Genomic DNA, 23540 nt, shown 5'->3' on the forward strand with positions numbered 1-23540 from the left:
GTATCGCAATAAACAAACTCAACAAAACTAAAACTTATTTAATGGAAACGGTACTTCTCCTGCACCATATTCGCTATCTGTTAACATAGGAGATAAGTAAATAGTCCAATTCCGAAATCTCTTTATTAAGGCATCAATCCATTCTCCAATGCCAGCTTCTCCCGTGTGAATTTCTTGCCCTCCGCCAACTAAACAAACAATTACAGCCCAATCTGGATGTCGATCCATGCAGGAAATCAAATACTCTGGTTCCGACTCGTTGAAAAGGGGTATTTTTTTCTTTTGCCGCATAAATCGGCTGGTTTGAATTTGATTCCATGCTCGTTGGGCTTCATCGAATAAGACAACGTGTTCTAATGGAGGATGATTCATGTCCCTCAAGCATTCATCGCGGAAATGATGAACATTTTGAATGAATGTTTTCACTTCGCTAAGTATCTGTGACTTTCTTCCTCTTTGTCCTATCGCTTGCATCCGTTGCAATTTGTCTCGAGCTAATGCTTCTCGTAAAATTGCAACCAATGGGCCATTCCCAGATAGATAAACGCTATGCAAGGCATTTTCCTTATCAATATGTTTCGTGGCTATATTTAAACCCACAAGTGTTTTACCAGCGCCGGGAACACCTGTAACAAAACAAATAGCTTTTCGAGATCTTTTTTGTGTTTCGCAAATAATGGAAGATATCACATCTGAAGTTTGTTTGAGATTAATGGCCCCAGCATCTGTTCTTGAAATGTCTTTTACAGAATGTCCGTTGTAAAGTGCCATAGCGGCTTCAATGATTGTTGGTGTCGGTGAGTAACGTCCCTCAATCCATCTTGTATATTCAATGGGTTTTTCTCTTATGGTATCATAAATCAAAGAAAGAATTTCGTTCAGATTTTGTACTGTACAGCATATTGGAGCAAAAAGTTTGTCATTTGCAGGGATGCTTAATCTTATCTCTGGCATCTTAGTAGCTAGAGTAGGCACGAGGATTGGCGCGATATAGGCATCATGGCTTGGTTCATGGAAATTTTTTAAATCAAGAGCATAATCCCATACTTGATCGATAGCTTGCTTGTGAAAATTTCTTTCGCCAACTTTAAATTCGATAACAAAAATAACAGAACCAATGAGAAGAATCGCATCAACCCTTCGCCCCATTCGAGGAATTGAATATTCTAAAAATATCCATCCATCAAAAGAAATTAATGCTTTCTTTAAAATGTCAATCTCTTGACTCCAGGCATTTATTTGATTTTGCTCTACTGTAAGTTCGCTTTTTTGTACAAGTTCCCCCAAAACATGTTCCTTTGTTGTTTGAAGAAATGACGGAATGATATCAGAATAAGCAGCCCGGTTCATAAGTTACGTATCGACAACGAATTCTTGTTTGCTTTTAATTATTTTCGTAAAACAAGATAGTTTTATTCTTTCCCCTTTTCAACCCCTTTTTTGCGATTTTTGGGGCTTTTGCCTTCGGCGGAAAAGTTTCGAGCTTCAATTTTTTTTCGAGCTTCGGATTTCGCGTTTCGGATTTCGTGCTTCGGATTTCGCGTTTTGGTTTTCGAGTTTCGGATTTCGGATTTCGTGCTTCAGGTTTTGCCGGCTGCTGGAATCCGCCCGCCCTTTCTTCCTTGTTTCTTCTCCCTTCTTCCTATGCCTTTTCGTCCCTGCCCTTGCAGACCGCGGGCCCTTCTGCTATAATTTTAGGCCTTTAATACGGTTCGAACCAAACGGCACAAAAATAAGGAACTCCAATGGACATTGCCCAGCAGATGCAAATCCTCAAACGCGGAACCGTCGAGGTCTTCCGCGAAGAAGAACTGGCCCAGCGTCTGGCCGAAGCCGCCAAAACCGGCCGGCCCCTGCGGGCCAAACTCGGCATGGACCCCACCGCCCCGGATATTCATTTGGGCCACACCGTCGTGCTCCGCAAGCTCCGTCAGTTTCAGGACTTGGGCCACAAGGCGGTCCTGATTATCGGCGACTATACCGCCCGCATCGGCGACCCGACCGGCCAGAACACCACCCGCCCGATGCTCAGCCCGGAAAAAATCCAGGAAAATGCCCGAACCTATTTCGAGCAGGCCGGCAAAATCCTCGATATGTCCCCCGACAAGGTCGAGGTGCGGTTCAACAGCGAATGGCTGGCCGACCTGCGCCTGGCCGACATCATCAAACTGACCGCCTCGATGACCGTCGCCCGGATGCTCGAACGCGACACCTTCGAAATCCGCTACAAAAAAGGCGACCCCATCGGCATCCACGAATTCCTCTATCCGCTGATGCAGGGCTATGACTCCGTGGCCATTCGAAGCGATGTGGAGCTGGGCGGCACCGACCAGACCTTTAACAATCTGGTCGGCAGAGACCTCCAGCGGCTGGCGGGCCAGCCCGCCCAGATTGTCATCACCATGCCCATCCTCATCGGGCTGGACGGCAAAGAAAAAATGAGCAAATCCAAGGGCAACTACATCGGCGTCACCGACAAGCCCTCCGACATGTTCGGCAAGACGATGAGCATTCCCGACCATCTGATGGAAAACTACTTTACGCTTCTGACGGACCTGCCCGCCGAACGCATCCGGGAGCTGACCGACCCGGCCAAGACCCATCCGAAAGAAGCCAAAGTCCTGCTGGGCAAACTCATCGTGCAGCAGTTTTACGGCGAGCAGGCCGCCCAGCAGGCCGCCGAAGAGTTCGAAAAGGTCTTCGCCCAAAGCCAGCTGCCCGACGAAATGCCGGAAGTGGCTGTCAGCGCCGCTCCCATCGCCGCCGCCAAACTCCTGCTCCAGTGCGGTCTGGCCGCCACCGGCGGTGAGGCCAAACGCGCCGTCCTGCAGGGAGGCGTCCGCATCAACCATGAGAAAATTACCGACCCCAATCAGGAAATCACCCCGCACAGCGGGATGGTCGTTCAGGTCGGCAAACGCAAATTCGCCCGCCTGAAAGTGTAGGGATTCCCTGTCTTTTCCGCGGCTTGTCCTCCGAAGCTTTTCAGCGAAGGAGGAAAGCGGGAATCCAGCTCGCCGGGCACAGATTTGAGAAAAGAGGAAAACAATTGAGAAAAGGAAATCAACTATGAAATGAATCTCCTTTTATGTTCTGTTTGCTGCCGTCCTGCTGTCGGCGGCCGAAGCCGCCCAGCCCGTCTATCTGTTTTCCTCCTTTCGCGGCAACGGCGAAAGCGGGCTGCATCTGGCCTACAGCCGCGACGGGCTCGAATGGAAACCCCTCAACGGCGACCGCCCCCTCCTGCGCCCGCAGGTCGGCTCCAAACTGATGCGCGACCCGTCTATCTGCCGGGGACCGGACGGCACCTTCCATATGGTCTGGACGACCGGCTGGTGGGACAAAGGCATCGGGCTGGCCCACTCCAAAGATTTGATTCACTGGTCGCCGCAGCGTCGGCTGGGGGTGATGGACCACGAACCCAACGCCCTGAACTGCTGGGCGCCGGAAATCCTCTATGACGCAAAAACCCAACAATTCCTGATTTACTGGTCCACCACCATCCCGGGCCGCTTCCCCGAAACAGATGAAACCGGCGACATCTCCCGCGAGGGCTACAAACAGAATCACCGGATTTACTATATCACCACCAAAGACTTCGAAACCTTCTCCCCGACCGCCCTGCTCTACGACGGGGGATTTAATGTCATCGATGCGGTGATTGTGCCGGATAACGGACGCTGGCTGATGTTTGTCAAGGACGAAACCAAACGCCCCCAGGCCCAAAAGAATCTCCGTCTGGCCGTCAGCGAAAATCTCACCGGCCCTTACGGCCCCGCCTCCGAACCCTTTACGCCCTCGTGGGTCGAGGGCCCTACGGTTCTGAAGCTTGGCGAATATTGGGTCGTCTATTACGACGAATACACCCGCAGCCGCTACGGAGCCGTCCGCTCCAAAGACCTGAAAAACTGGGAAATTATCTCCGAGCAGCTGCGTTTTCCCCGCGGCACCCGCCACGGAACGGCCTTTGAAGCCGATGAACAAATTCTTCAGGGTCTCCTGGCCCTTGAGCCCTGACGGCCGCTGGAGCGCCGCAAAAGAACACCCAGTGCCTGTCGGACTTTCACCGGAGGACGCACGGCATAGACCGCCATTGTAAACAGAGCCGCCAGGGCCGAAACGGCCTCCAAGAGCACCGGCGGTACATCCGGATACAGCAGCCGCTCGACCCATACCAGCAGAAATGAGCCAGGCGGTTCCGCAAACGGCCGGCCGCCGCACCGCAGCTGATACTCCCATATCGTCAGCGGACAATACTTTCCCAGAACCGCCAGGAATCCCGTAAACACAATCCCCGCCAGATGAACTGTACGGAAAATCCACCGTTCCAGAAACCGCCGGGCCCGAAGGGGCGGATGCCGGCAGACCATCACCGCAGCCGCCGCATCGATTGTCCGGACAATCCCCCAGACCATAAACAGCACCCAGAGGAAATGAATCACCATCAGTCCATCGGCCAGCCGTTGAGCGCTCATCCGGATTTCCTTTCGTTCTGAACTTCCGTCTTCGGCCTTTTCGGGGACGGCTGAACCTTCCGCCGCACCCGAGCGTAAAACTTCTGCCGGATTGACCGGACAATTCATTCAGATATAATAATCCTGAACGTTGGTCTTTTATAGAAGAAAGGAGCTTTTTATGATGCGGACAGCCAACCCGGCCCTCAATGACCAGGTCTTTGAGGCCATTCCCTATTACGATTCCACCGTCAAGACGATGACCCTTCAGGGCACTGTGAACCGCACCGCCGTCCTGCTGGGGCTGGTCACGGCCTCGGCTTCGTGGACCTGGTATGTCTATTCCGCCGGCGGCAATTTCACCCCTTATCTGCTGGGCGGCCTCATCGGCGGTTTTGTTCTGGCCCTGATTACCATCTTCAAAAAGACTGCGGCCCCGGTTACCGCCCCGCTGTATGCCGTCGCAGAAGGGCTGCTTTTGGGGGGCATCTCGGCGGCCTTCGAACAGCAGTTCCCCGGCATCGTCTTTCAGGCTGTCTTTCTAACCTTCGGCACGCTGGCCGCTCTGCTGATTGCCTACACCTCCCGGCTGATTAAGCCGTCGGAGAACTTCAAACTCGGCATCGTCGCCGCCACAGGCGGAATCTGCCTGTTCTATTTCATCGCACTGATTCTGGGCTTCTTTGGTCTGAATGTTCCCCTGCTTCACAGCAGCGGGCCGCTCGGGATTGCCTTCAGTGTCTTTATCGTCATCATCGCCACCCTGAATCTGGTGCTGGACTTTGACTTTATCGAAAACGGGGCTGCTGCGGGTGCTCCCAAATATATGGAATGGTACGCCGCCTTCGGGCTGCTGGTTACGCTGGTCTGGCTCTATCTGGAAATTCTCCGACTGCTGGCCAAACTCCAGCAAAGCCGACGCTGACTTTTTCCGCTATTGCGGCCGCAGATGCCATAAATAGGCCCCGTATAAAACCAGAAAGAAGAGCCCCTCCTTGCGGCTCAAAACGAAACCGCTCCGCAGGAGAGGAAGCAGCAGAAGGGCCGTTCCGAGCATCATTGCCAAATCCCAAAACGTCAGCTCCGGCGCCGAATACGGACGCACCAGCGAGGAAATCCCTAATATCCCCAACAGATTGAAAATATTGGAGCCTACAATATTGCCGATAGAGATATCCGCCTGCCGGCGAACCGCCGCCACCACCGATGTGGCCAGCTCCGGCAGACTCGTGCCGGCGCTGACAATCGTCAATCCAATCACGGCCTCTGAAATCCCATACCTTCGGGCCAACTGAAGAGCCCCGGCAACCAGCAGCTTGGACCCGAGCACCAGCAGCGCCAGCCCCAGAACCACCAGCGCCGCAGGAACCCAAAGCCCTGTCAAGGCACCGCTCTGTTTGGACACCTCCGCCAGCCCCAAAGCCAAATCCGGCTCCCGTTTGGCCTGACGAAATGTCCAAATCGTATAAGCGGTTATTCCCGCAGAGAGCAGCAGCCCCTCCGTTCGGGTCAGGTGCCGGTCCAGCAGCAGCACAAGGCAAAGAACCGATACGGCAATCATCACCGGCACATCCCAGCGAATCAGCTGCCTGGTAACGCGAATCGGGCGGATGGCCGCCGCAAGCCCCAGAATGAACGCGATATTAAAGATATTGGAACCGACTACATTGGCTGCGGCAATATCCCCCAATCCTTTCAGAGCGGCGTGGGTGCTCACCGTCAGCTCCGGTGCACTGGTTCCAAACGCCACGACCGTCAGTCCAATCGCCAGCGGCGTCACTCCCAAACGAACCGCCGCCGCAGCCGCCCCCTTCACCAGCCACTCCGCCCCAAAATACAGCAGCAAAAGCCCTGCCGCTATCAGAAGAAAGACCATGCAAAATTCCTTTTCTTTTTCGTACGGTTGTCCCGCTGAAAGAGGGTTTTTTTCCCGCTGCTGCTTATAGACCGCCGGGAGGAACGGTCAGCGAAATCGGCTTCTTGGGATACAGCTTCAGCCGGCAGCACAACTTCTGGAACAGCGTAAGCCCCCGTTTCCATTCTGCAACAGCATCGTACAAGGCTGCAATATAAGGATGCTGGGCCGGGTTTAAATCGGCCAGAATTTCCAGGGCTTCCTGGTTATATCCTTTCATCAGCAGCGCCGTGGCATAATTGGCGGCAAAAAGAGGCGGGGTGTCCGACGGAATACAGATTTGCCCCTGAAAAGCCAGGTCGCGCAAAATCTGGATCGCCGCATCCGCCTGGCCCAGACGCATCAGACAGACTCCCCGGGCATTTTGAATCAGATGGTTGTTTGAATCCAGGCGGTCCAGATAATCCAGCGCCTGCTGGGGCTTTCCGGAGTCAAGCATCTTTTGAATCTGTTCGATTTGATAGGAAATGGATGTCTTGTTATTCATAAACGGACCCTCTGCAAAAAAAGAAGTCAAAAGAGCTTTAAAAAAACGCGGGCTGGAAAGCAAACCAAAAATTGCCTTCCGGAAAAAGAGGGGGTGAAAGCAGATCAGATAGTCAGTTGACAGCCGAGGGTCTGCAGGGTTTGCGGGAAACCTGGGAAACGGCATTCCCGGAAAAAGATTTCAGGACGGCCCATAATGGCTCGGCCGTCCCAGATGAATGCTGTCTTGAAGAGGGCCGAACAGACCAGACATGTCCTGGAATATCGCTGCTCCGGAGAAACAACGTTTGGAATGCTCGGGGCCGCAGAGAAAGTCAGGGATTCAAACGCAGCCGGCTTTTTTTCGCCGGACCGTTCAAAACAAAACGAAGCCGCCTGAAGCAGAATCAGGACAAGAAATACCGTCTTTTTGCCGTTACTAATCACAAAACAGCACTCACTGCAGAATATTTACTTTCTGCTGCTTCTAACAGGGATTCTACTCTTTTTCCAAAAAAGGTAAACTTTAAAGTTCAGGACAGGCGGGATTTAAAATCCTCGTAGGTAAACCGCCGCTGCAGGAGATAGCGGTCCTGCTGCGGGTCGTAAAGGACGATGTCCGGCAGGTTGATGCCGTTAAACATCGTATTCTTGACCATTGTATAGTGAGCCATATCGTGAAAAACCAGTCGGTCGCCGACCTGAAGCGGCTTGTCAAACGAATAATCGCCGATGACATCGCCCGCCAGACAAGTCGGCCCGGCCAGCCGATAGGTATAGGCCTTCTCTCCCGGCAGGCCCGCTCCGGTAATAACCGGCCGATACGGCATCTCCAGCACATCCGGCATATGGGCCGAAGCCGACGTGTCCAGAATCGCAATATCCATCTGGTTGTGCACAATGTCCAGTACCGAGGCAATCAGAAAACCGGTATGCAGAGCGATGGCCTCGCCCGGCTCCAGATAAATCGCCTCCAGATTCGGATACCGCTGCCAAAAATCCCGAATGGTGCGGCACAAAAGCTCCACATCATAATCCGGCCGTGTAATGTGATGTCCCCCGCCGAAATTCATCCACTTCATCTGCCGGATGACCGCGCCGAAATGCTTTTCAACAGCCGCCAGCGTCCGAACCAGCGAATCGGCGTTCAGCTCGCAAAGTGTGTGAAAATGAAGACCGCTGATGCCCTCCAGCTCCTCCGAGCGAAACTGCTCCGGCGGAATCCCCAGCCGGGAGCCGGGCGCACACGGGTCATAAATGCGTGTCCTGACCTCTGAGTGCATCGGGTTGACACGCAGACCGCAGGCAATCGGACGGGGGGATTGCTGAACCTTTTGGCGAAAACGATTCCACTGAGTATGGGAATTAAAAACAATATGGTCAACGATGCGCAGGTACTCGGGCATCTCATCATCCCGATAAGCCGGAGCACACAAATGCACTTCCTTGCGGAAATACTCCGCGGCCAGTTTGGCCTCGTGCAGGGAGCTGGCCGCCGCCCCGGACAGATACTGCCGACACAAGTCAAACGTGCTCCAGGCGGCAAATCCCTTTAAGGCCAGCAGAATCCGACACCCTGTGTCCTGCTGGACCTGTCCGAGCAGGACCAGATTCTTTTTCAGCCGCCCCAAATCAATCACATAACAGGGTGTTTGTACGCGTGCCGGGTCCATTGCACCTGCCTTTCCGAAAAAAGAAGCCGCAGAACAGAGGGGCTCCCTTTTCTGCGGCGGTGTTTTGCCTGCTGCCGGAGGACACTATTTGCTTTCAGAGCCGGTTCCCTGCTCCGCCGGCTGCGGCATCGGCGGGAAAATCCGGTCTTTCTTCTCCTTGCCTTCCGGACGGCGCATCTTGCCGTAGGTTCCTCTCCACAGTTTGCCGCGCTTGGTTCTCTTATCCCCTTTTCCCATGAAAACTTCCTTTCTATTCCTGATTGTCCTGTCTGAAAGTCATCATAAAGGGTTTGTATTTTATCCAAAACTCATCTGCTCTGCAAGACGGCTCATCGAAGCCCCAAAACATCCTGCATCGAATAAAGTCCCGGGGCCTTCCCCAAAAGCCACCGAGCCGCACTCAAAGCCCCCCGGGCAAACGTATCCCGGCTATGGGCGGAGTGCGAAAGGGTGATTGTCTCCCCCTGCGTGCTGTAGATCACACTGTGCTGGCCGACAATATCACCCGCTCGGATGGCATGCATCCCAATCGTCCCTTTTTGACGCAGGGCCTCTTTGCCTTCTCGTCCATGGACCAGCACATCCGGATATTTTCGACCTGTCTGCTCGCAAATGGACTGGGCCAGCGACAAGGCAGAGCCGCTGGGGGCGTCTTTTTTATGTCGATGATGTGCCTCGACAATCTCGATATCATACTCTTCCCCCAGACTTTTGGCCACTCGTCCAACCAGACTGAACAGCAGGTTCATTCCCAAACTCATATTGGTTGCCTGGACAATCGGGATTTTCTGACCGGCCTTTCGAAGGAGGTCCATATGCGCCTCCGAAAGTCCTGTCGTTCCCATCACCAATGCCGTCCGGGTCTTCTCACAGAACGCAATGGTTTCAGCCGCCGCACCAGGCAGGGAAAAATCAATCATCACATCCGCTTTTTTGTCCAAGCTGCCGGATAAAACCACTCCCGTATTCCCGCATCCGGCCAGCAATGCGGCATCCTTGCCGATATCCGGATGCTCCGGATGGTCCACCGCTCCAACGATTTTCCAGAAACCGGACTCCAGCGCCAAGGCAATCAGACGTTTGCCCATTCGCCCGGCCGCACCGTGAATAATCAATGACGCTGTCATGAAGCACCCCTTTTCTTTAGTTAAGAAAGCTCAAATGTCGATAATAATAGCCGGAAACTCGTTTCAAAACAAGAGAAAGAACCGCTTTCCCCGTTCTGTAGTAGAATAAAAAAAGGATTTCATCGATGAGGAGAGCAAAAAAGATGGGAAAAAGACTGGTATCAGGTATGTTGCTTCTGATTCTGCTCGCCTCGGTCGGCTGTCAAAGTGATGCGCAGACCGGAGCCCTGATTGGAGGTGCCGTGGGGGCCGGAGTCGGCCAGGCCGTCGGGCGAGACACAAAAGGAACGCTGATTGGTGCCGCCGTCGGTGCCGGAGCCGGTTATGTAATTGGGGCGCAATCCGACAAAAAGAAGGCCGAACAGCAGCGTCAGCAGGAGGTGTATTCTCCTCAACCGGCTTCAGCCGCCGCAACGGAAACCGTCTGGATAACCAACAGCAACGGGTCCAAAACCTCCGTCACCCTCCGCAGAGAAGGCGGCTATTGGTACGGCCCCCGAGGCGAACGATACGACACCAAACCGACGGAAGAGCAGCTCCGGACGGTATATGGGTTTTAAGAACCTTCGCCGAAGGTGGTCCTCTCCATCCAAACAAAAAGGGCGGCTTCTTAAGCCGCCCTTTTTTCCCAACAGAAGTCCTCATCAGGTCGTCTTTTGGGATGACGCTGTCTCCGATTTCCCTTGAGCTGCGACTGCTTCCTTTTTCTCCTCGGACATCTTGCCCAAATACTCCGGCAGTTCCACCCCCGCCATGGCCGCAATCTCCTGCAGAGGCGGCAGCGACTTGATTAAACTGGACAGAAAATTGGCCGTGGACGAGCCGCCCTTGTCTGAGCCGCCTGAATCCCAAACCGTAATCTTATCAATCCTGAGATTCTTAATCGCCTCCACCTGACGACTGACGATTTCCTCCAGTTTCTCAATCATCAGCAGAGTTGCGGCCGAGCGGGCGTCTCCGTTGCAGCTTTCAACCAGCATCCGATAGCCGGCGGCCTTGCTTTCCAGCACCTGACGAAGCCCTTTGGCTTCCGCTTCATATTTGGCCAGAATGGCATCGGCCTGCCCTTTGGCCTCCCGGCGATACCGCTCCGCAAGGGCCTCGGCCTCAATTTCAATCTTCTGCTTTTCAATTTCCTGTTTGACAATCACTTCGGCCGTCAGCCGCTGCTGTTCCGCCAAATACTGGGCCTTCTGGATTTCCGCTTCGGCCTGCCGTTTGGCCACTTCGCCTTTTCGAAGGGCCTCCGCCCGTCTGATGGCCAATTGCGCCTCGGATTCGGCAATATCCGCCTTGGCTTTATTTTCCCCGCTGACCGCAAGGGCTTCCTGCTGCTGGACAAAAATCCGCTGTTCCGCGACCGCCTTTTTCTCTCCCTTGACGGCCTCCGCCTCCTGCTGCTGGATGTAAATTCGCTTATCCGCCTCGGCCTTTTTCTGTCCCTTTTCGGCCTCTGCATAATTCTCCGCTACGCGAATCGTTCGTTCCCGGTTGGCCTGTGCTTCGCCGATTGCACCGATTTTTTCCTGTTCGGCCACGTCAATTTTGGCGGTGTTGATTGCTTCCGCAGCCGCCTTTTTGCCGATGCTTTCGATGTAATTCGAGCCGTCCGTAATATCGGTGATGTTGACGTTAATCAGAATCAGCCCGATTTTGTTCAGTTCCGGCTCAACGTTTTTCCGGATGGCCTCCAGAAAACTTTCCCGGTCCTGGTTAATCTGCTCAATCGTCAGGGAGGCCACCGTCAGACGAAGCTGCCCGAAAATAATCTCCTTGGCCATCTCCTCTATCTGATGAGGGGTCAGCCGCAGCAGACGCTCCGCCGCATTATTCATAATCGCCGGTTCCGTGCTGATGCCGACGGTAAAGGTACTCGGAACATTAATCCGGATATTCTGCAAAGACAGCGCATTTTCCAGCGGAATGGTGATGGTCATCGGGGTCAGACTCATGTACGCGTAATCCTGAATCAGCGGCCAGACAAACGCTCCGCCGCCGTGGATGCAGCGCGCCGTCTGATTTTTCCCGACGCGGCCGTAAATCACCAGAATCTGGTCGGATGAGCACCGCCGATACCGCGATGCCAGAAACATCACCAGGAAAAACACTACAAGAGCGGCAATCGAACACCAAATCAGCAGCAGCACAGGCCAGGTCAAGGTCATAATCCTCTCCTTTCTCGAACCCTTCTTTGCACCTTAACTTTTTTCAACGACCAGACGTCCGGCTGAAATCTTAACCACACGGACGGTCTGTCCGGTTTTCAACTCCTCCTGCTTTTCGGTAATCGCATCCAAAACCGTCAATCGCTCCTGGACGGCCAGCTGCACCTTGCCGGGCTTTCCGGGCCGAATGGTCAGATAGACCGTTCCTTCCTGCCCCACGGCATTGTCCAGATTCAGGGTTCCGCTGGATTGCAGCCGAGCTGCCCACTGAAAAAGCTTCTTGACCAGCCAAAGCATCAAACCGCCTGTCAGCAGGCTGATGCCGATCGGTATTACCGGATGAAATTCCCCCATCCGCATAATCATCCATCCGGTTATTCCGAACATCATAAAAAAGACGGTAACCCCCTGCAGAGAAAGGGTTTTGAAACTCAAATCGCTGTCATGGACGGCCCCGTCAGTTCCGGCTATGCCTCCATCCGCCCCTTCCGCTCCGACCTGACCGTCCGTATCCGTGCCGCCTGCATGCCCAAGAAACATCAGAATCGTCCGAAGGACAAACAACACCGTTCCAAAAACAGCGCAGCAGGCAAAAAGCAATTCCAGCCCACTCAGACTGTCAAGAAAGCCCTTCATAAACTGTCTCCTTGTATTCCCCCGAAAATGTAGCAGAATTCTCCAAAAAAGCAATTCCTTTTCGGGGATACCGATTGGAAAAGAGGGGTTAAGACCGCTTTTTGTTTACCCAAGAATGCAGTTTTTGAAAAATTTTGAGATTGGCCGCCGGAAAAGCGTATTGAATTAACCGGCTGGGCCAGACCCATTTGACGGCATCGCAGCCGAGCGGCTCGGCTTTTCCGCCTTGATACTCACACAAAAAGGCATGCAGCACAATCTTAAAGTGCGAATAAGCGTGCCGCACCACCGTCAGACAAGGCCCGACGGAAACCGCGATTGCCGTCTCCTCCCGAATCTCACGAGCCGCCGTCTGCTCGAGCGTCTCACCCGCTTCTCTCTTGCCGCCGGGAAACTCCCACAAGCCCCCCAAAAGCCCTTCGGCCTTTCGTTTGGCAATCAGGACCCGCCCCTTTCGAAAGACAATCCCAACCGCAATCTCATATTCCGGCAGTTTGCCGCTTTTGGGCATTATAGGAAGAACGGCTTGAAGCCCCTTTTGTTTGGCCAGACAAAACATCTCCAGCGGACACATCCGGCAATCGGGCAGACCGGGTTTGCAGACAACGGCCCCCAGCTCCATCAGCGACTGATTGAAATCGCCCGGGCGCCGGGGACAAACCAGGGTTTCGGCCAGCTGCCAGAGTTTGTTTTTGACGGCGGTTTGGGTCGGTTCCTGGCGGATGCAAAACAGCCGACACAGAACGCGAATGACATTGCCGTCCACCAGCGGCGCCGGCTGGTGAAAGGCGATGCTCGCCACGGCTCCGGCGGTATAACGTCCAACGCCGGGAAGCTTCTGCAGCTCGCTGGCCTTCTCCGGAAACCGCCCGCCGTACTCCCGAACAATGATTTGAGCGGCTTTGTGCAGATGGCGGGCTCGGCTGTAGTAGCCCAGCCCCTCCCACAGCTTTAACACCGAATCCAGTTTGGCCTCCGCCAGCGACTCCACCGTCGGAAAATGCTGCAAAAAACGCTCATAATATGGAATGACGGTTTCAATGCGCGTCTGCTGGAGCATCATCTCCGCCAGCCAGACGGCGTAAGGGTCTTTCGTCCGCCGCCAGGGCAAATCGCGGTGCCCCTGATCCCACCAGCGCAGCAGGGCCTGTCGAATCTCTTCAGGTCTGGGGGTTTTTGAGTTCTTCGACATTGGGCAGATATTTAAATCAAGCAAGCTCAAAAAGAAAAGAGGGATGTTAAACAGGCAATCCGTTTAAGTTGTTTCCTTGAAGGACAACGAAGGGCTTTTCATCCCACGTACGCCCCTGCAGAAGGCGTCCTGCTTTTTTCTTGTTGAAACCGCCCCACTGTTTGAAAAAGAAAGGAACTCGTTCTTTCAAACAGTTTTCCTGTATCTGAAGAACCCACTCTTCTTTCATCGGACGTGCCCGCGGACCGGATTCCCCGCCGACAATCACCCAATCAACCCCTTCCAGTGTTAAAGTATCTATCGGTCCAAGCAAGGGTTCCAGGGACAAGAATCTTACAGAAGCGTTGACACGCCGCAGATGGTCAAGACGGTACAAATAATCAGATTTTTCAATCGTCACCCCAATCCACACATTCGGCGACCACTCCAGCAGCGGGGCCAACTCCGCCAGGCGATGCGAGCGTTTTGTTAATATCTGAAACGTATGCTGTGTACATCGGTTCATCACGGAAAAAATCCGCTGAATAAAAGAAAACGGCACCTCTTCATGAAACAAATCACTCATCGAATTCACAAAGACCAACCGGGGCTTTTTCCACCCATAAGGTTCCTCCAGCGTTTCCGGATGCACCGTGACCTGAAAGCCGTTGCGATAACGGGGCTGCCCCATTGCACACAGCCGCCTGGCCATCCGCTCCGCATAACAATGAGCACAGCCGGCGCTGATTTTCGTACAGCCGGTTACGGGATTCCAGGTACACTGCGTCCACTCAATCGCCGTCTGCGTCGCCATTAAACACATCCTCGATTCGAATATTTTTTCATAATATCCTCTACAATCTTATGGCCGGTTTTGTTTGGGGACGCAAAAAAAAGATAATAGACAACAGCCCCATTTTCATTCCTCATTGGCATAGGCCTCGACACGTATCCAAATCCTGCAGATTCTTTCAATCGTTTTTGAAATGCAAGGGCAATCGCTTCGTTGGACGTTTTTTCTTCTATATCGCCGAAAAGCCCTTCCTGTTTTTTATAGGCCGCTTTTTTCCAACTTTCATCTCCCCAAAAAGATGTTAATCGGTCTGCTTGTTCCGGCGATACTTTGTCCGGATTTTCCCATAATACATTTCTATTCATATCCATTACAGGAAAGTTAAGAAAGATTTCAATGGCCTTGGACTGTCCGGCAGCCCGCATAACCTCCCAATTCAAGTGAAGCCCATAAGGGTCCAATAAGCACAGAGCACGCTTATAATCAGAATACTGAATGGTCGGAAAAATTTCCTTCAGCAGGATTTCATTGCAATCCCCCTCAAAAAAGAAAACATTCGAATAACCGGCAGCCAACCGCCTTAAATAGTCAATTTTCTCCTTATTAAGATCGATAAAATAATATCCTGTAAAAGGCGGTTTCGTATCAAGGGCAATCAAAGGGCTGCCCGGAATTTGTTTCTTTTTGGTTTTGGATATATGAACACCCGGCCCGGCAAATCCATCAATATAATAATATCCCTTTATTGACGCCTGTTTTGACATAATTGTCGTATAAGCACTGCCGTACTTCTGTAAAATCTCGAGCTTAATTTCAGACCAATACCCAACCTCATCAAATCTGAAGTCTCCTTCTTTTCTCATTTTTGCTCCTTCTGAAGTTTTTTATGTTTCAGGTCTGGGGGTTTTTGAGCTCTTCGACATTGGGCAGGTCTTTAAGGGAATTGAGCCCGAAGACTTCCAGGAACTTCTGCGTGGTGCCGTACTGCATCGGCCGGCCCAGAATCTCCGCCCGGCCGACAATCTTCACCAGCCCCTTATACATCAGATTGCGAATCACCTCGCCGCTGGCCACGCCGCGGATGGCCTCAATATCCGCCCGGATAATCGGCTGCTTATAGGCAATAATCGCCAGGGTCTCCAGGGCCGCCGGCGACAGTTTGTTGTCCGCCCGGACTTTCACCAACTTCGACAGCCACGGATTAAAGACCGGCAGCGTCATCATCTGATACCCGCCGGCAATCTTTTCGATGCGGAACGAAAAACCGCCTTCGCGGTACTTGCGGTTCAAATCCCGAACGCACTGGTGAATCTGCTTAAGGGTGCCCGCCTCGGCAATCTCCGCCAGCTTGGCGGGCTTGAGCGGTTCATCGCTGGCAAACAGCACCGCTTCAATGACGGTTTCGAACGTGGGGGTCAGCGCGGCTTCCTCCGCCGGCGATGCCTCCATATCCTCCTGAAAATCCTCCGATTGCGCCTGCGGCGGCTCACTGGACAGAGGCTCATCCTCCGACGGTCTCGAAAGGTCGGCAGACGGCTCCGGCTGGTCTATTTCATTCTCGATTTTATCCTGCTCGTTCAAATCTCTTTCCATACAAACGGGTCCTTATCTTGTTTGCTGAGCCGTATTGTGACATTTCGGAGGTGTTTTTTCAATTTCCGAGCCAGGATTTTCAGGGCAAATCGTTCGGAATTGGAATGAGACAGACATAGACAGGTCAGCCCGGCTTCGCCTGCCGCCAGGGCCTGATGATGCTTGAGTTCCCCGGTCAGGTACAAATCACATCCTTCGTCTATGACGGCATTTAAGATTTTTCCGCAGCTTCCTGCACACACGGCGGCCGTCTGAATGAGCCGCTTTTGCGGTCCGACAATGCCGACGGCCTTTGTGCCGGTCGCCCGACGGACCCTGTCAAGAACCTGCTGAATGCTCAAGGGCTTGCGAAGTTTTCCGAAACGGCCTAATCCAAAGCGGTTTTCCACATCATAATGCCGCAGCACATCAAACGCCGGCGTCTCATAGGGATGAGCCCTTCGAAGGGCGGCCACCGCCGCCTGCACCTTGTCGGCGGAAACGACGGTTTCCAGACGCACTTCCTGCACTTTTTCCAGTTTGCCTCTTCGGCCGATAGTCGGGTTGGCGCCTTTGAGGGGCTTGAAAGTCCCCGTCCCAGCCGTTTGAAACCCGCAATGGGAGTAATTTCCGATGGCCCCCGCTCCGGCTTCGTAAAGGGCCTGCGCAACCTGATTGACGGAATCCGTCGGCACAAATGTTACAATCTTGTATTGAGGCCCTTTGGGGTCAGCGACAAAATCTCCGAGGGGTTTGGGGTCCTGAATCTCAAGAATCTCCGCCAGCGCATCGTTGACGCCGCCCAGTACGGCATCAAACGCCGTATGGATGGAAAAGACGCCGATGCCGGCACGAATCAGGGCATAAATCGGTGCGGTCGGCCCGTCGGCGGTAATCTTTTTCAGCCCATCCCAGATAATCGGATGATACGCCAAAATCAGGTCCGCTTTTGCGGCTTTGGCCTCTGCAACAACCGCCATCGTCGTATCAATCGTCAGCAGGATAGATTTGATGTCCCGCCTGCGGTCGCCGAGCAGAAACCCGACATTGTCCCATTCCTGCGCCAGTTTCAGCGGGGCAATTTCCTCGAGCAGCTGTTCTATCTGTTCGATTTTCATAGAGTCAAATCCCGAAGTTTTTCCTCGTATTTTTCTGTCAGGAGTTTGGTCACCGGTCCGGGTTTGCCTTCGCCGACGGTATGCCCTTCGACCGCCACCACCGGCAGAATCGTCATCACCACATTCGTCAAAAAGACCTCTTCGGCCGCCAGCAGGTCATTGATGTCCAGCGGACGCTCTTCCGTCGGAATTTGCTCCTGCCGGGCCAGTTCAAGCACTGTTTTTCGGGCAATTCCCGGCAGAACCGGTGTGGAAAGCGGCGGCGTCAGAAGTTTGCCTTGCCGAATCAAAAAAACGTTGCTGATGCAGCCCTCGGCCAGCCGGTTTTCCGTTGTAAACCAGAGGGCTTCGGCCGCCAGTTTTTCGTGTGCAACGCGCAGCGCCGCCAGACGCGGCCCGTAGCAGGTCGTCTTATGTCCCGCAAAGGGGTCTTTTGGGTTCTGGCGGTAATCCGTAATCACCACCCGCACGCCTTTGTCGAAATATTCCTTCGGATACGGGACAAACGCCGTCGCCGTAATCAGCAGGGTTGAACGCCGGTTTTCTTCGGCTCGCAGGGACCCGCCGGTCAGCGTCAGCCGAATTCGGGCATCCGTCAGCTGATTGGCCTGCAGAACCTGCCCAACCGCATCCTGTACCTCCTCCTGCGAATAGGAATTGACAATCGAGAGGGTCTGAGCGGAGTCCGCCAGCCGCTGCCAATGGTCCGAAAAGCGAAACACCCGCCCCCTGACCGCCCGCATCGTTTCAAACAGGCCGATTCCGTATAAAAACGAACTGTCATCAATCCCAATCCGGGCTTCTGATGCGGGTACAAGAGAACCATTCAGAAAAACCTGCTCCATAGCATCCTCCGGTTATCCGCCTTTAGGGACTATACTATAAACGGCCGCCGTTGGGATGAACAGCAAAAACCGCCGGCCTGTGCGGCCGCGAACATACGGCCTGAACCGCATTCTGCAGGGCCCGGGCTTTCAGGAGCATCTCTTCCCATTCCGCCTGCGGCTGCGAATCGGCGACAATGCCCCCGCCGGCCTGGAGAAAAACACGCCCGTTCTTGACCACCGTTGTCCGTATCGCCACATTCAGACAGGCATCACCGTTCAGTCCCAGCCAGCCGACGGCGCCGGTATAAACTCCGCGGGCGGTCGGCTCCAGCTCATCAATGATTTCCATCGCACGGATTTTCGGGGCTCCCGTGACCGAACCGCCCGGAAAAACCGCCCGTAGGATTTTCAAAAAGAGCGCCGGGTCATTCCGCCGCGGGAGCAGCCCCTCCACGGCCGCCACGGCCTGATAGACGGTGGCATATTCCTCGATTGTGCGGAATTGAGACACAATCCGGCTGCCGGGCACACAGACCCGCGCCAGGTCATTGCGCTCCAAATCCACAATCATCGCCAGCTCGGCCTGTTCTTTTTCACTTTCCGCCAAATCCCGAAACGCCGTCCGGTTCCGTTCCTCCGCATTCGGCCCGCTGACGCGCGGACGCGTTCCCTTCATCGGACGCGTGCAGATATGCCGGTCGCGAATCTGCAAAAACAATTCGGGCGAGGCGCTGACGACGGCCCAGTCTTCGGCCGCCAGATACGCCGCATACGGGCTGGGGTTCCAGCGGCTATGCCAGTGAAAGAGGTCGATGGGTCTGCCGTCAAAGGGGCCTTCCATCCTCCGGGTCAAATTAATCTGATAAACCTCCCCGTCATAAATGTATCGGCGGATGCGCTCCAGAGCGGCCAGATAATCCTGACGGCTCATTCGGGACGCAAACTGAACCGGTTCCGCATCGGCTGCAAAAGGAACCTCCGGTATCTCCTGCTGTTCGGCTTCCTCGAGCCAGCCGGACAGTTGGGCAAATTTTTCCTCGGCGGAAATATTTTCTCCCTCCACTTCAACCGCCGCCAGCCAATATTCCTGCCGGCTGTGGTCAAACAGAATGGCCTTATCATAGAAACCCAGCCAAACGACGGGCATTTTGATATCGTCCTGTGCCTGCTCCGGCAGCTTTTCAAAAAACCGCCCCAGTTCATAGGCGAAATATCCCATCCAGCCCCCGCAGAAAGCCCCTTGGGGCACAGGAACCTCTTCGGCCAATCGGTACGAAGAAAGAGTCCGCTCCAGCCGGGCCGGCAGCGCCGGCTCATTCAGAGCCGCCTGAAAAACGGCGGCGGGCTGAGCAGAAAAGATACTGAAAGGATGAACCGAATCATTGCCGCCCCAGACGGCCGGAACCGCTTTGCGGGAAACCGTTTCACAGAGCCGGCAAACAGCGGCCTTCGATTGAGCCGGACGAAGGAAGCATCGACACAGTCTGGGACGGAGCGTCTGCATAAAACGGCCCCTTATTTCGCCGCGGAAGCAAATTCCTGCAGAATCTGCACGGAGGAGGAGGTCCCTAATCGAGCGGCGCCGGCCTCGAGCATCGCCAGGGCCTGCTGGGCTGTTCGAATGCCGCCGGAGGCCTTGATTTTGCAACGCGGGGCCGTCTGCGCCATCAGCTGTACATGCTCAACCGTCGCCCCGCCAGCCTTGTGCATGCCGGTGCTGGTCTTGAGAAAATCGACGCCAATCTCCTGACCGATTCGGCAGGCAAAGACAATCTGCTCGTCCGTCAGAGCCGCCGACTCGATAATCACCTTCAGCACCACCGGCGGGTTCATCTGCCGACAGACCTTCCAGACCGCTTCAATATCTCGCCGGAGCGTTTTGTCATCCTGTTCCACAACAGCCGCCAAATCCGCTACCATATCCAGCTCATCCGCCCCGTTCATCACGGCCTCCTGGGCCTCGAGGGCCTTCAGACGCGGACTGGCTGTGCCCAGCGGAAAACCGACCACCGCCGCCGTCCGCACGCCGCTGCCCCTCAGCAGGTCCGCCGCCAGCGAGACCCATTTGCCGGTTACGCACACCGCCGCAAACCGATGCTCCATCGCCTCCTGGCAGAGCCGCTGGATATCCGCCTTCACCGCCGTGGGACTCAGCAGAGTATGGTCAATCCGCGCCGCCAGTTCCTGGGGGGTTTTGATAATCAAATTCGCCCTCCGTATTCTTTCCGGAAAAACTCGAGGGCCTCCTGAGCCGAGAAAAAGACCCGGCTGGCCGTCTGGGTCACAAACACCGACGGGGCCTTTTTGGGGATCCAGATGACATAGACCTGCTTGGCCGTTTCGTGAGCATGCTGAAGCTCGCGCTCCACGCCGCTGGACAAGGCGGGCATCCCGTCCGGCAGGGCCGGCACAAAACTGATAATCATCTCCGACTGGTCAATCAGCATAAAATCCCGCGCGTAAATCTGGCTGTTGATGTCGGTTTCAATCTGGAGGACCTCCTCCACATCAAAATTGACCTTCTGGCCGAGGGCCTCGACCTCGATGGTTTTGTGCCCTTCCTGTTTGGCCTTCTTGGCATAATACGGCAGATAGGCCTCCTCGAGGTCGCCCGGGTCAAAGCAGGTAAAAATCTCCTTCATCGTCTCGCGAAAGCGGTCAATCTCGGCAATCACATCCGGCAGCCCCGCCACGTGGGTCATCGGAAAACTCAGATAGGCCCGCGGCCGCTGCGGCTCAAATGCCAGACGATAAAACGTCTCCACCGTGTTTTTGTGCAGCCCGCGTGCCAGGCAGTAAAACGGCGCCTCCGGACGTGTGCCCTGCTGCATCATCTGGGTCCCGAGAATCTCCTCCTCGCGCCAGACCAGCAGGTCTTTGAGGGTGTGCTGGCTGCGGTGGTCTTTTTTGAGCCGCACGTGGAGCCGCTCGGCACTGTCGATAATGCAGATGAACAAATCCGGCTTCAGAGCCCGGATTTGGTAAAAATCAAAGGCCGGAAACAGCCCGTGCCGCCAGCGGAAGGTCGCGTGCGTGTTGACAATCACATGCTCGTGGGTTCGGGCCTGAGCCAGAATATCCTTAAAAACACTGCGGCGAAGCGAATGCAGCCGCTCCCGGGAGATGTCCAGAATGCGCCCCGGCGGCACATCCGGCGCCTCGGCATACATCCGATCGCCCACACTGCAAAGCAGAATGTCCTTGCCCTGCTGTCGGGCATAGTCGCACACCTCCTCCAGATAATCCTTTTTATCCAATCCGACCATGCCGGATACTACTATTTTCATCGCCGTCTCCTGCGTTTTGTGTCGTTGTCCGCCAAGCAAAAAGAGAAGACCATTGTAGCCCTGCCAAGGAAAAATGCAAGAAAATGCCCCGTTTGTTCCGATAAAAGATAGCCATACAACCAAATTTCAGGTACAATGCGAGGGCGATGGAACATTATAAATTACAGATACTTAACACCCTGACGCGACGGGATTACGAGCCGATGACAGCTTCGCAGCTGGCCGGCTGGCTGGGGGTTGGCAAGGAGGAGGCGGCCACCTTCCAGAAGGCCGTAGAAGAGCTTCGCCGAAACGGTCAAATCGTCACCGATTCCCGAAAGAACCTGATGCTGCCCCCACTGTCCGATACCGTCATCGGAACGTTTCGCGCCAACCCGCGGGGCTTTGGGTTTTTGGTTCCGATCACTCCCAACGCCCACGGCGACCTATACATCGCTCCCGACGACATCAATGGAGCGATGAACGGGGATATTGTTCAGGCAAAGGTGATTCGGCGCGGCAAACGAGACGGCCAGTGGCGGTACGGCGGACAAATTATCCAGATTATCGAACGAAGCAGCGACCGGTTTGTCGGCACCCTGCAGCGGCGGCAAAATATCTGGTTCATCCAGCCGGAAGGCAAGGGCTTCTTCGGCTCTATTGTTCTTGACGACGTCTCGGCCAGCGGAGCCCGCGAGAACGACAAAGTCGTCGTGGAAATCACCCGCTATCCGCAGAACAATCAGCCGGCCCGCGGAGCCGTCATTCGAATTCTCGGCAAAGCCGGACGCTACGATACCGAAATCCGCGCCGTGATGGAACGGTTTTCCCTGCCGGAGGATTTCGACGAAGAATGCCGGCAGCAGGCCCGACAGGCCGTCGAACAGTTCAATCCCGACGACATCGGCAACCGGGCGGACCTGACCGATGAAACCATCATCACCATCGACCCGCCGGATGCCAAAGACTTTGACGACGCCATCAGTCTGCGAAAAGACCGCGACGGCAACTGGCGGCTGGGTGTCCATATTGCCGACGTGAGCACCTTTGTCCCGATGCATACGCCGCTGGACAAAGAGGCCCGTCGGCGCGGCAACAGCGTTTATCTGCCCGGCAAGGTTATTCCGATGCTGCCGGAGGTGCTCAGCAACGGCATCTGTTCCCTTCAGCCCGGCCAGCGGCGCTTCACCAAAAGCGTGTACATCACCTACAGCCCCGACGGCAAGGTCCTTCAGACAGAGTTTGACAATACCGTGATTTGTTCTACGGCCCGTCTGACCTACGAAGAAGCCGACCGGATTCTGCGGGGAAAGGCCCGTGGATTCCCGGGTGAAGTCGTCGCTCTGCTGAAGGATATGGAAACACTGGCCCGGGCCATCGAGGCCCGGCGCCGCAAAGCGGGAATGATTCACCTGGACCTGCCGGAGACGGAACTGATCTATGATGAATCCGGACAGGTCATCGACGCCCATCCGGCGGACGACAGCTATCCGCATACCATCATCGAAATGTTCATGGTCGAGGCCAACGAGGCGGTTGCCGGTCTGCTGGACCGATTCCGGGTCCCCTTCCTTCGGCGAATCCATCCGGCCCCGGATGCCCAGAGCGCCAAAAATCTCGGACGCTTCATCAAACTGTTCCGAATGAAGGTCCCCCGTGTCCTTGACCGGCGGGCCATTCAGGACCTGCTGGATTCGGTCAAAGGCACTCCTCTTTCCTATGCCATTAACACCTACGTCCTGCGCAGTCTGCCCCGAGCGGAATATTCGCCCCTGCATATCGGACATTATGCGTTAGCCAGCACACACTACTGCCACTTCACCAGCCCCATCCGCCGCTATGCCGACCTGCTGGTGCACCGGCTTATCGACTGCTACATCCGCGGCACCCTGAATAAAATCGGACTGGAAGAAGTCCTGCCCGAGCTGGAACTGCGGGAAATCGGCCGGCACCTGACCTGGACGGAAGAACAGGCCGACCAGGCCGAAGAGGAGCTCAAGACCGTCCTGATTCTTCAGATGCTCACCAAACACATCGGCGACGAAATGGACACCGTTGTCTCCGGACTGACCAACTTCGGCGTCTTTGTTCAGTGTTTGAAGTTCGGCATCGAAGGGCTCATCGAACCCGGCGACCTGGGGCTGGACGAATGGCGATACGACCAGCGGGCGCAGGCCGTCGTCGGCAAATGGTCCGGGCACAGCATCCACCTCGGCCAGCCGATGAAGGTTCGAATCGTGTCCGTGAATGTGCCGGCCCGTCAGCTTTTCGTCGCACCGGCGGAACCGCTCGTCCAGCATCGGCACAATGCACGCAGCCGCTCCGCCAGAGGCCGCGGCAGAAAACGATAAAATCCCG

At 54.8% G+C, this 23540-nt stretch carries 23 protein-coding genes; 5 read left to right on the plus strand and 18 right to left on the minus strand.

Going from position 1 to position 23540, the window contains the following annotated elements:
- Window positions 1–27 precede the first annotated feature (27 nt).
- A complete protein-coding gene (locus WHS88_09400; GenBank protein ID MEJ5260391.1) occupies window positions 28–1287 on the minus strand; it encodes a DNA/RNA helicase domain-containing protein in 1260 nt (419 codons plus the stop codon).
- 458 nt (window positions 1288–1745) lie between these two features.
- Between WHS88_09400 and tyrS the strand changes: the two genes are divergently transcribed.
- Window positions 1746–2945, plus strand: coding sequence for a tyrosine--tRNA ligase (gene tyrS, locus WHS88_09405; GenBank protein ID MEJ5260392.1), 1200 nt, complete (start codon window positions 1746–1748; stop codon window positions 2943–2945).
- Window positions 2946–3270: 325 nt separating this feature from the next.
- Window positions 3271–4017, plus strand: coding sequence for a glycoside hydrolase family 43 protein (locus WHS88_09410; protein MEJ5260393.1), 747 nt, complete (start codon window positions 3271–3273; stop codon window positions 4015–4017).
- Here the strand turns inward: WHS88_09410 and WHS88_09415 are convergent.
- Window positions 3990–4475, minus strand: coding sequence for a DUF2784 family protein (locus WHS88_09415; GenBank protein ID MEJ5260394.1), 486 nt, complete (start codon window positions 4473–4475; stop codon window positions 3990–3992). The genes WHS88_09410 and WHS88_09415 overlap by 28 nt on opposite strands.
- 160 nt (window positions 4476–4635) lie before the next feature.
- On the opposite strand from WHS88_09415, the gene WHS88_09420 reads away from it, so the two are divergent.
- On the plus strand, window positions 4636–5379 hold the full coding sequence (locus tag WHS88_09420) for a Bax inhibitor-1/YccA family protein (protein MEJ5260395.1): 744 nt from the start codon (window positions 4636–4638) through the stop codon (window positions 5377–5379).
- Between the two features lie 9 nt (window positions 5380–5388).
- Here WHS88_09420 and WHS88_09425 read toward each other — a convergent pair whose 3' ends face one another.
- From WHS88_09425 to dapB, 5 genes are all read right to left on the minus strand, one after another.
- Window positions 5389–6330: a calcium/sodium antiporter gene (locus WHS88_09425; GenBank protein MEJ5260396.1), complete on the minus strand. Its 942-nt coding sequence runs from the start codon at window positions 6328–6330 to the stop codon at window positions 5389–5391.
- 64 nt (window positions 6331–6394) lie between these two features.
- Entirely contained in the window at window positions 6395–6856 is a 462-nt protein-coding gene (locus WHS88_09430; protein MEJ5260397.1) for a tetratricopeptide repeat protein, read from the minus strand.
- A gap of 511 nt (window positions 6857–7367) precedes the next feature.
- A complete protein-coding gene (gene nspC, locus WHS88_09435; protein ID MEJ5260398.1) occupies window positions 7368–8507 on the minus strand; it encodes a carboxynorspermidine decarboxylase in 1140 nt (379 codons plus the stop codon).
- 84 nt (window positions 8508–8591) lie between these two features.
- The gene (locus tag WHS88_09440) at window positions 8592–8744 is read right to left on the minus strand and encodes a 30S ribosomal protein THX (protein ID MEJ5260399.1); all 153 of its coding nucleotides are present in this window, start codon (window positions 8742–8744) and stop codon (window positions 8592–8594) included.
- Between the two features lie 92 nt (window positions 8745–8836).
- The gene (dapB, locus tag WHS88_09445) at window positions 8837–9634 is read right to left on the minus strand and encodes a 4-hydroxy-tetrahydrodipicolinate reductase (GenBank protein ID MEJ5260400.1); all 798 of its coding nucleotides are present in this window, start codon (window positions 9632–9634) and stop codon (window positions 8837–8839) included.
- Between the two features lie 143 nt (window positions 9635–9777).
- Here dapB and WHS88_09450 point away from each other — a divergent pair, with 143 nt between their 5' ends.
- A complete protein-coding gene (locus WHS88_09450) occupies window positions 9778–10194 on the plus strand; it encodes a glycine zipper domain-containing protein (GenBank protein MEJ5260401.1) in 417 nt (138 codons plus the stop codon).
- A gap of 84 nt (window positions 10195–10278) precedes the next feature.
- Here WHS88_09450 and WHS88_09455 read toward each other — a convergent pair whose 3' ends face one another.
- From WHS88_09455 to WHS88_09505, 11 genes are all read right to left on the minus strand, one after another.
- Window positions 10279–11799 carry an SPFH domain-containing protein gene (locus WHS88_09455; GenBank protein MEJ5260402.1) on the minus strand — a complete coding sequence of 507 codons (1521 nt, stop codon included), beginning with the start codon at window positions 11797–11799 and terminating at the stop codon, window positions 10279–10281.
- A gap of 33 nt (window positions 11800–11832) precedes the next feature.
- Complete coding sequence (locus WHS88_09460) at window positions 11833–12435, minus strand: NfeD family protein (GenBank protein MEJ5260403.1); 603 nt, start codon at window positions 12433–12435, stop codon at window positions 11833–11835.
- A gap of 88 nt (window positions 12436–12523) precedes the next feature.
- Window positions 12524–13627, minus strand: a complete 1104-nt coding sequence (gene mutY / locus WHS88_09465) for an A/G-specific adenine glycosylase (GenBank protein MEJ5260404.1) — start codon at window positions 13625–13627, stop codon at window positions 12524–12526.
- A gap of 46 nt (window positions 13628–13673) precedes the next feature.
- A complete protein-coding gene (locus tag WHS88_09470; GenBank protein ID MEJ5260405.1) occupies window positions 13674–14420 on the minus strand; it encodes a phage Gp37/Gp68 family protein in 747 nt (248 codons plus the stop codon).
- On the minus strand, window positions 14420–15262 hold the full coding sequence (locus WHS88_09475; GenBank protein MEJ5260406.1) for a three-Cys-motif partner protein TcmP: 843 nt from the start codon (window positions 15260–15262) through the stop codon (window positions 14420–14422). The genes WHS88_09470 and WHS88_09475 overlap by 1 nt, the downstream gene beginning before the upstream one ends.
- A 28-nt stretch (window positions 15263–15290) precedes the next feature.
- The gene (gene scpB, locus WHS88_09480; GenBank protein ID MEJ5260407.1) at window positions 15291–15992 is read right to left on the minus strand and encodes an SMC-Scp complex subunit ScpB; all 702 of its coding nucleotides are present in this window, start codon (window positions 15990–15992) and stop codon (window positions 15291–15293) included.
- Window positions 15977–17089 carry a Nif3-like dinuclear metal center hexameric protein gene (locus WHS88_09485; GenBank protein ID MEJ5260408.1) on the minus strand — a complete coding sequence of 371 codons (1113 nt, stop codon included), beginning with the start codon at window positions 17087–17089 and terminating at the stop codon, window positions 15977–15979. The genes scpB and WHS88_09485 overlap by 16 nt, the downstream gene beginning before the upstream one ends.
- Window positions 17086–17934, minus strand: a complete 849-nt coding sequence (locus tag WHS88_09490; GenBank protein ID MEJ5260409.1) for an aminotransferase class IV — start codon at window positions 17932–17934, stop codon at window positions 17086–17088. Before WHS88_09490 ends, WHS88_09485 begins: the two co-directional genes overlap by 4 nt.
- Window positions 17935–17968: 34 nt before the next feature.
- A complete protein-coding gene (pabB, locus tag WHS88_09495) occupies window positions 17969–19420 on the minus strand; it encodes an aminodeoxychorismate synthase component I (GenBank protein MEJ5260410.1) in 1452 nt (483 codons plus the stop codon).
- A gap of 11 nt (window positions 19421–19431) precedes the next feature.
- Window positions 19432–20121 (minus strand): deoxyribose-phosphate aldolase, encoded by a 690-nt coding sequence (gene deoC, locus WHS88_09500; GenBank protein ID MEJ5260411.1) that lies wholly within the window; start codon window positions 20119–20121, stop codon window positions 19432–19434.
- Window positions 20118–21203, minus strand: coding sequence for an AAA family ATPase (locus WHS88_09505; protein MEJ5260412.1), 1086 nt, complete (start codon window positions 21201–21203; stop codon window positions 20118–20120). Before WHS88_09505 ends, deoC begins: the two co-directional genes overlap by 4 nt.
- Window positions 21204–21349: 146 nt before the next feature.
- On the opposite strand from WHS88_09505, the gene rnr reads away from it, so the two are divergent.
- Window positions 21350–23533 carry a ribonuclease R gene (gene rnr / locus WHS88_09510; GenBank protein ID MEJ5260413.1) on the plus strand — a complete coding sequence of 728 codons (2184 nt, stop codon included), beginning with the start codon at window positions 21350–21352 and terminating at the stop codon, window positions 23531–23533.
- The last annotated feature ends 7 nt before the right edge of the window (window positions 23534–23540 follow it).

It is taken from the genome of Anaerohalosphaeraceae bacterium, assembly GCA_037479115.1.
In the GTDB taxonomy this organism is placed as follows: domain Bacteria; phylum Planctomycetota; class Phycisphaerae; order Sedimentisphaerales; family Anaerohalosphaeraceae; genus JAHDQI01.